Source organism: Kamptonema sp. PCC 6506, from assembly GCF_000180455.1.
In the GTDB taxonomy this organism is placed as follows: Bacteria; Cyanobacteriota; Cyanobacteriia; order Cyanobacteriales; family Microcoleaceae; genus Kamptonema; species Kamptonema formosum.
In genome coordinates, this window is record NZ_CACA01000242.1 from 1 (window position 1) to 7,053 (window position 7,053).

General features: G+C 42.8%; 8 protein-coding genes. All 8 read left to right on the forward strand.

Annotation, left to right across the window (positions count from 1 at the left end; all coding sequences use genetic code 11):
• Positions 1-138: 138 nt before the first annotated feature.
• The 8 genes from OSCI_RS12390 (at position 139) to OSCI_RS12425 (ending at position 7,035) form a co-directional block, all read left to right on the forward strand.
• Complete coding sequence (locus tag OSCI_RS12390) at positions 139-1,734, forward strand: chloride channel protein (RefSeq protein WP_007355298.1); 1,596 nt, start codon at positions 139-141, stop codon at positions 1,732-1,734.
• Between the two features lie 68 nt (positions 1,735-1,802).
• On the forward strand, positions 1,803-2,663 hold the full coding sequence (locus OSCI_RS12395) for an Rpn family recombination-promoting nuclease/putative transposase (protein ID WP_007355299.1): 861 nt from the start codon (positions 1,803-1,805) through the stop codon (positions 2,661-2,663).
• Between the two features lie 231 nt (positions 2,664-2,894).
• The gene (locus tag OSCI_RS12400) at positions 2,895-3,332 is read left to right on the forward strand and encodes a J domain-containing protein (protein ID WP_007355300.1); all 438 of its coding nucleotides are present in this window, start codon (positions 2,895-2,897) and stop codon (positions 3,330-3,332) included.
• A gap of 84 nt (positions 3,333-3,416) precedes the next feature.
• Positions 3,417-4,457, forward strand: a complete 1,041-nt coding sequence (locus OSCI_RS12405; protein ID WP_007355301.1) for a hypothetical protein — start codon at positions 3,417-3,419, stop codon at positions 4,455-4,457.
• A gap of 58 nt (positions 4,458-4,515) precedes the next feature.
• A complete protein-coding gene (locus tag OSCI_RS12410) occupies positions 4,516-4,788 on the forward strand; it encodes a DUF3143 domain-containing protein (protein ID WP_007355302.1) in 273 nt (90 codons plus the stop codon).
• Between the two features lie 303 nt (positions 4,789-5,091).
• A complete protein-coding gene (gene psaC, locus OSCI_RS12415; RefSeq protein WP_007355303.1) occupies positions 5,092-5,337 on the forward strand; it encodes a photosystem I iron-sulfur center protein PsaC in 246 nt (81 codons plus the stop codon).
• A 260-nt stretch (positions 5,338-5,597) separates the two neighbouring features.
• Positions 5,598-6,278, forward strand: coding sequence for a hypothetical protein (locus tag OSCI_RS12420; RefSeq protein WP_007355304.1), 681 nt, complete (start codon positions 5,598-5,600; stop codon positions 6,276-6,278).
• 28 nt (positions 6,279-6,306) lie between these two features.
• Positions 6,307-7,035: a hypothetical protein gene (locus tag OSCI_RS12425; RefSeq protein ID WP_007355305.1), complete on the forward strand. Its 729-nt coding sequence runs from the start codon at positions 6,307-6,309 to the stop codon at positions 7,033-7,035.
• Positions 7,036-7,053 lie beyond the last annotated feature (18 nt).

Here is a 7,053-nt window from a genome sequence, read left to right on the forward strand (position 1 = left end):
CCCCATCTTCCCTAGCCCCTAGCCCCTAGCCCCTAGCCCCTTCTTTATTACTTGTCAATCCCGCTCAAATTAATCTAAATTAAAAGTAGAAATAAAATTTAATATTTATCTAAGCTCCTCACAAATAAGCGCCCCTCAATGACTGCCATCCCTCCTGTTGGCGTGCGTCCCCCTTGCCCGCCAACACTCACTACCCGTGCATCACGTCTAACCCGATTTCTCAACCGCCTGCATCCCAGCCCAGAAACCCTCTTGCTGATCCTCTCCTTACTGATTGGGGGAGTCACAGGGGCAGGGGTAGTCACCTTTCATTACCTAATCCATTTGATCCATAGCCTGATGATGGAAGACTTTATGGGGGTAATAGGTGGAGGTAGCCCTTGGGCATTAGCCTGCATCCCCATCCTTGGTGGAGTCGCCATTGGCTTAATGCGCTGGTGGTTCCGAGATTTTGGCCCTAATATGTCCTCGCTGATCGCCGCTTCCCAAGGTTTGCAAGAGCTCTCTCCCCTCAAACCGATCGCCAAGATGGTAGCAGCCTCCGTTTCCCTGGGTACAGGGGCATCTCTGGGCCCAGAAGCTCCCAGCGTTGAAATCGGTGCTAACTTTGGAATGCTCTTAGCTCAAGTCCTGCAACTTTCTCAAGAAAGGCAGCGGTTGCTATTGGGGGCTGGAGCCGCTGCTGGACTTGCTGCGGGATTCAATGCACCCATTGCCGGAGTGTTCTTTGCGCTAGAAGTTGTACTGGGAAGCACTTTCGCCACTTCATCCGTCAGCGTCGTTCTCCTCGCCGCCGTCGTTTCCGCAGTCATCGCTCAAATCAGCTTAGGAGCCCAGCCAGCTTTTGCTCTTCCAGTCTACGAAGTCCGCAGTCCTCTAGAATTGCCCCTATATATGGGATTGGGACTTTTAGCTAGCTGTGTTTCTCTTGCCTATACTGAAGCCATTCAACTTGCTGAACGCTGTTTTCAGGGTAAAATTCCCGGATTTGCTTGGCTGGCAAAGCTTCCTCGACCGATTCACCCCATTATTGGCGGGGCCTGCGTCGGCTTAGTAGCTCTGCAACTTCCACAAATCCTGGGTGTTGGCTACGAAACTGTCGAAGCCATGCTGCAAGATGTCAAATTTTCCTTACCGTTATTGCTGCTTTTATTAGGGGCAAAACTAGGAATGACGGCTGTGAGTCTGGGTAGCGGTTTAGTTGGGGGGATCTTTGCCCCGGCGATGTTTCTGGGAGCCTCTCTTGGCTCTGCTTACGGGATCTTTTTGGCAATGCTACCAGCGATGAGCGGTCACGTAGCAGGGCCTCCGGCTTATGCAATGGTGGGGATGGCAGCAGTGCTTGCAGGTAGTGCTAGAGCGCCTTTGACTTCAATTCTGCTGATGTTTGAGTTGACGCGGGATTATAGGATTGTTTTGCCGCTAATGGCAGCCGTAGGATTGAGTGTTTGGCTGGTAGAGCTTGTCAACCGTCGCTCAACTCACAGCTTGAATCTTCAGCAAATGGGGGTAGATGTAACTGTTAACCAGCCGCCGCAGCCGATAGAGCCATTACCAGATTGGGAAGAACCTGTTAGCGATCGCATCGTTAATGGCATTCTTTCGTGTCAAATTCCCAGGGAGGAAGAGATTAGCGATCGCCAAGACAGCACGGATATCCCTATACTGACGCTAGCCAATTCACATTTAACAGAAGATGTCAAACCCTTACCAGAAACAAAATCAGCAGCCTGACTGAATTTAGGTGCGATCGAGTCGGTTACTGAGCCACACAACCAATAGTTTAAAACCTAGTTCCTACTATGATCTTTATCAACCCTAAAACTGATTACGCCTTCAAAAAAATTTTTGGTTCCTCAGAAAGCAAAGATATTCTGATTAGCTTTCTCAATGCTCTGATTTATGAAGGTAATTCTATCATTGAAGATTTAGAAATTATTAACCCTAACCTTCCCCCCAGGGTTCAAGGCTTGAAAGATACTTATCTGGATGTGAAAGCTAAACTCACAGATGGTACTTTAGTAATTATTGAAATGCAGGTATTGAATGTACAATCTTTTGGGAAGCGAGTTTTATATAATGCCGCTAAGACTTACGCTTTTCAGTTACAAACTGGTGAAGGCTATCGAATGCTTAAGCCAGTGATTGCTTTAACAATTACTGATTTTGAAATGTTTGCTAATAGCGAACGCTTAATTTCCAGGTTTGTGTATAAAGAAGTCAGTACCAATTTAAAATATCCCGAAAATGACATAGATTTAGTATTTATTGAATTGCCAAAGTTTACCAAGGAACAGGATCGACTTGAAACCTTGACTGACAAATGGATTTATTTTATTAAATATGCTAGAACTCTCACATCTGTACCAGAAATAATGGACAATATTCCCGAAATTCATAAAGCTTTCGAGATTGCGAATCAAGTGAATCTAAGTCGGGAAGAACTGGAAGATTTGGAACGGAGAGAACTGTTTATTTACGATCAGCAGGGAGCTATTCTTAAGGCTGCTCAAGAAGGAATAGAACAAGGAATAGAACAAGGAAGACGCGAAGAAAAACTGGCGATCGCTAGACAATTACTCTTACGATTAGATGATGCAACTATTAGCCAAATTACTGGGCTTAGCCTTGAAGATGTGCTAAACCTACGAGCGAGCAATTGATATTCAACTCAATTTTTGAGTTGAATAAAATTGTATTACCTTCTTCCCCTTCTTCCCCTGCTTTCCCTTCTTCCCCTAGTCCCTAGCCCCTAGCCCCTAGCCCCTAACCGCCCTGGCGGTTGCTATAAAGGGGTCAACAGCCGGCTAAAATAGTTAAATAATTTAGAAACAGGCAAAAAAGGGGCTTCGGTGACAGCGGAGGAGGCAACTTCAAAAAACCAACATCAAAAGATGCCAGAACAAATCCCTCTGGTCTTGACCTATTATGGCTTACTAGGGTTACACCCCTCAGCCTCAAGCATAGAAATTCGGCAAGCTTACCGGAAACTAAGCAAACACTACCATCCCGACACTACCGATTTGCCAACAGCGATCGCCACCCCTAAATTTCAACAACTAAACCTTGCCTATGCTACCCTCAGTAACCCAGAACGTCGTCTCACCTACGATCGCAAAATTGGCTATTCACGCTTAAATGTAGTTCAACCCCCAGCCAACTTAAACCACCCCTCCAACTCCCGCAACAACTCTGACTCAGCCTATTTAGACCCCACCGATCGCCCCCTTTCACCCGGAGAAATCTTCATTTTGTTAATTCTTGGTCTTACCCTACTCGGCTGTCTGGCCCTTGCGATCGCGATCGCCTTAATTCGAGGTAATCAACAATAAAGCTCAAAAAAGCATAATTTATTTTTTATTTCTGTTAAAAATTTTAACTATCATAAAACCTCCTTAACTACCACCTAACAGCTCATGAAAATTTATACCTTCAATGCAGCTAGTGATACTCGTGTAGAATTACTATGGCCTCTCAGACCGGATAATAGAGATCCAGCCTTTGACAAGCTGATTGCAGAAACTCATTGGAGTGAAACACATTCTTTAAAACATTGCGATCTAGCCATCTACCCTCAAAAAGTCTTCAATCCAGAAAACCGTGTTTTTGATGACTCTGTTTTAGATGCAGTTAAAGAAGCGGAAATTTATAATAAGCCATTGATTATAGATGCAACCTGCGACTTAGATACACCCTTAGATATACCAACAGCAAACATTCTTCGCTTTGGTCTTTATAAAAGCTTAAAAAAACCTTTTGAGACCGAGCGTCCTTACTGGTCAAATCAAAAAACTAAAACTCAGTTAGAAGCTCTAGAAATTTTACCTCGATCGCAAAAACCTGCTGTCGGTTTTTGTGGAACTACATCAGCCGCAGGTAAATTTTTTAAAATAGGGAACAGCCTGCCTTTTCCCCTATCAAAAGCTTTATTATCCCAAGGCAACCTTGCCCAGAAAATAGACATGAGGCTGAAAAAAGGAATGAGCCATCAACTGAGAAAAGTTGCTATGGATTTACTGGCAGAAGATCGACGAATAGACAGCCATTTTGATATCACAAATACCCTGCAAGATTATTACAACCCCGCCAATATCAATAGAGTTTTACTAGAAGATAGATTCATAGACAACATGAGAAAATCCGACTATTCCTTATGCGTGAGGGCAAATGGTAATTATTCCGGGCGCTTTTATATGGCTTTAAATGCCGGTTGCATTCCCTTAGTAATAGATACTGATGTAGAAATTCCCTTTGAAGAAAAAATTCATCTGCTCAAAGTCCCACTAAAATCTTTATATAAGATAGGAGACTTAGTAGTAGAACATTTTGAAAAAATCACCAACAAGGAATTCCAAGAAATGAAACTAGAAAATCGGGCTATTTACAACGAGCTTATGGCTCCCGATAGATTCATCCCCAACTTTATAGAAAGTATCTTGCAAAAAGCTAATAGCTAATAGCAGATTCCCATTCAACACTCATTTCCAATTACCAACTATCAACCATCAACTACCAATGACTATTCCTTCCCCCGATACCCCCTTGTATAACCATCCCCTGCCAGAAATAGAGCAATGGCTAAAAAACCGGGGTTGCCAACAAGACCGTAGCGAACTCCACTGCTGGCGAATTCAACGACCAACATGGGAAGCAGAACTTTCCCTAGACATCGATCAACTGACCGTCCGCTACCTTCACGCTGGAGCTGACGGTCAAGATATTCAACGAGCTTTCAAATACTCTCTTAGCCGTCAGGATATTGAAGCTGCGGTTTTTTCTGGCCCGTAATCTGTCAGATCGAGTTTGGATGGCAACGCGATCGCCCCAAGCCAGCATTGCCTGGTTTAAAAAGCAGAAGTGCCGCTCCAAGTAAAAAAGATGGATTTTTGTAAACTTTTGTAAAAAATATTGTTTCTAATCCTTAACCGTTAACAACTGTGAAGTTTTGCTGCCTTTTAGCTAAGAGCTTGGAAACACTGCGGTAAACTAGGCCATGATTCTCTGTGAAAGATGAGCGGTGGAAGCTCGCCGTCAAATCAGTTCACTTGCAGATACAGCAAATTTTGATGACTCGTTTGGAGCTTTTATTCAATGTCTCATGCAGTCAAAATCTACGATACCTGCATTGGCTGTACCCAATGCGTCCGCGCTTGCCCGCTTGATGTTTTAGAAATGGTGCCCTGGGATGGCTGTAAAGCCGGTCAGATTGCCTCTTCCCCTCGCACAGAAGACTGTGTTGGCTGCAAGCGGTGCGAAACTGCTTGTCCTACTGACTTTCTGAGCATTAGGGTTTACCTGGGAGCTGAAACAACTCGCAGTATGGGTCTAGCATACTAAGAAGCTATTAGCACGCTCTTTGGGATCGGCTTGAGGAGGGGGCGTTAATCGCCCCCTCTCTTGTGAGTAATTTTGGAAAACTTATAATCGTACCACAAGTCAGAAGTAAAAATTCAAAAGTTATTGGATAGCAATCTCATCGCTCGAAAGCCGTAGGTTGAGTGCAACGAAATTAAACCCAACATCAGGAATTTCGTAATACTCTTGAGAAGATATTAAAAGGTATTAGACAACAATCTCATTGCTCGAAAGGAGACAGCATGAAATACTTTTCAATCGTGATGGATTTACTGCGGGAACGCCAGCAATTCCTCGAAGACCTCCGCCAAGGCGTAAGACTACAATCTAAAATCTTAGGTCTGTTGATTTCCAGTTGCGTATTCTTCGCCGTCTATGGCGCTATCATTGGTGCAGCGAATAGTTGGCAGCAAGCAATCATGTCAGCGATCAAATTGCCAGCTCTTTATATAATCACAGTTATCATCTGTTTTCCCACATTATATTTTTTCAATGTAATGTTTGGTTCCAAGCGCTCCTTTGAGCAATATTTAGCATTGCTAATGACAGCAGTAGCCTTGATTGGAGTTTTACTCTTAGGATTTGCACCAATCTCCCTATTTTTTCTAATTAGCACCTACGATTACCAGTTTTTTAAACTGTTAAATGTTGCGATTTTCTCACTCACAGGCTTTCTCGGTGTTAATTTTTTATATCAAGGTATGCAGTTGCTTTCTAAGGAAGACCCCGAAGGCAAGGAAATTCGCGACAAGATTTTGAAATTCTGGCTAATACTTTATGCCTTTGTCGGCTGTCAATTAGCCTGGACGTTAAGACCTTTTTTTGGAGCACCGGGAGCACCTTTTGAGTTATTTCGCGGCCGAGACAGCAACTTTTATCTGAATATCGTGCAAGCAATATCTGAAATTCTTGGTTATCGCTAAACTTTTAATTAGGAAATTGGAAACTCTTATGCAGCCAGATTTGGAGGAGTTAAGAATTACCGAGAAAGAAGTAGAAGAGTTAAGCGGTGTAACTCTGAGTGATGTTGTCATGGGTAATTTATACCGAACTTCTGTGCTGCGTGAGAGTTTGATAGGCAAGAAAAGGCGGAATCGTCAACAACTTGCCTCTTTTATTTTCAATGAAGTTTTGATATTTGGCTTAACCTTAATTTTTTCAGTTCCCATTACTTTGTTAATCGCTAAAAATACTACTTCTGTACCAGATACTCAGGCATTTTTTCAGTTTTTACAATTGACTTTAGTCCTATCTATTCTCTTGAGTTGCGGCTGGAATATTTATATGTGGTTGAAAGCAAAACCTCTAGCAGCTTTGGCGAATTTAGCAGATGAAGTAGAGAAATATAATGAGGTGATTAAGGCGGTAGATATTATTGATAAGTTAACTGCTGTGGGTAATTTGCCCCTGAATTTGATTAACAGAGACGATGCAATTAAAGCCCTAAATGTCACTAGAGATAGTTTGATTTGTGCTTTGAGAACAGAAAAAATACTCAGAGATAATCAAGAGTTTATTGGTCGCCGCTATGAGTTATTTGTTAATATTGAAAATAATCTAACTGCTTTAATGGCTTTTGATGTCAATAACCAAGCGAGTGAATATGGACGGTTGCTGAATGAGGCGCTAGAAATTGGGATGAGCGTGCATAAAGAGGTAAGAAAATTACAGGATAAGTAGAAGGAAGAAGGAAGAAGG

Coding starts and splice junctions, on each gene's coding strand:
- OSCI_RS12405 (WP_007355301.1), top strand. CDS start 3,417: ATGAAAATTTATACCTTCAATGCAGCTAGTGATACTCGTGTAGAATTA.
- OSCI_RS12425 (WP_007355305.1), top strand. CDS start 6,307: ATGCAGCCAGATTTGGAGGAGTTAAGAATTACCGAGAAAGAAGTAGAA.
- OSCI_RS12400 (WP_007355300.1), top strand. CDS start 2,895: ATGCCAGAACAAATCCCTCTGGTCTTGACCTATTATGGCTTACTAGGG.
- psaC (WP_007355303.1), top strand. CDS start 5,092: ATGTCTCATGCAGTCAAAATCTACGATACCTGCATTGGCTGTACCCAA.
- OSCI_RS12390 (WP_007355298.1), top strand. CDS start 139: ATGACTGCCATCCCTCCTGTTGGCGTGCGTCCCCCTTGCCCGCCAACA.
- OSCI_RS12395 (WP_007355299.1), top strand. CDS start 1,803: ATGATCTTTATCAACCCTAAAACTGATTACGCCTTCAAAAAAATTTTT.
- OSCI_RS12420 (WP_007355304.1), top strand. CDS start 5,598: ATGAAATACTTTTCAATCGTGATGGATTTACTGCGGGAACGCCAGCAA.
- OSCI_RS12410 (WP_007355302.1), top strand. CDS start 4,516: ATGACTATTCCTTCCCCCGATACCCCCTTGTATAACCATCCCCTGCCA.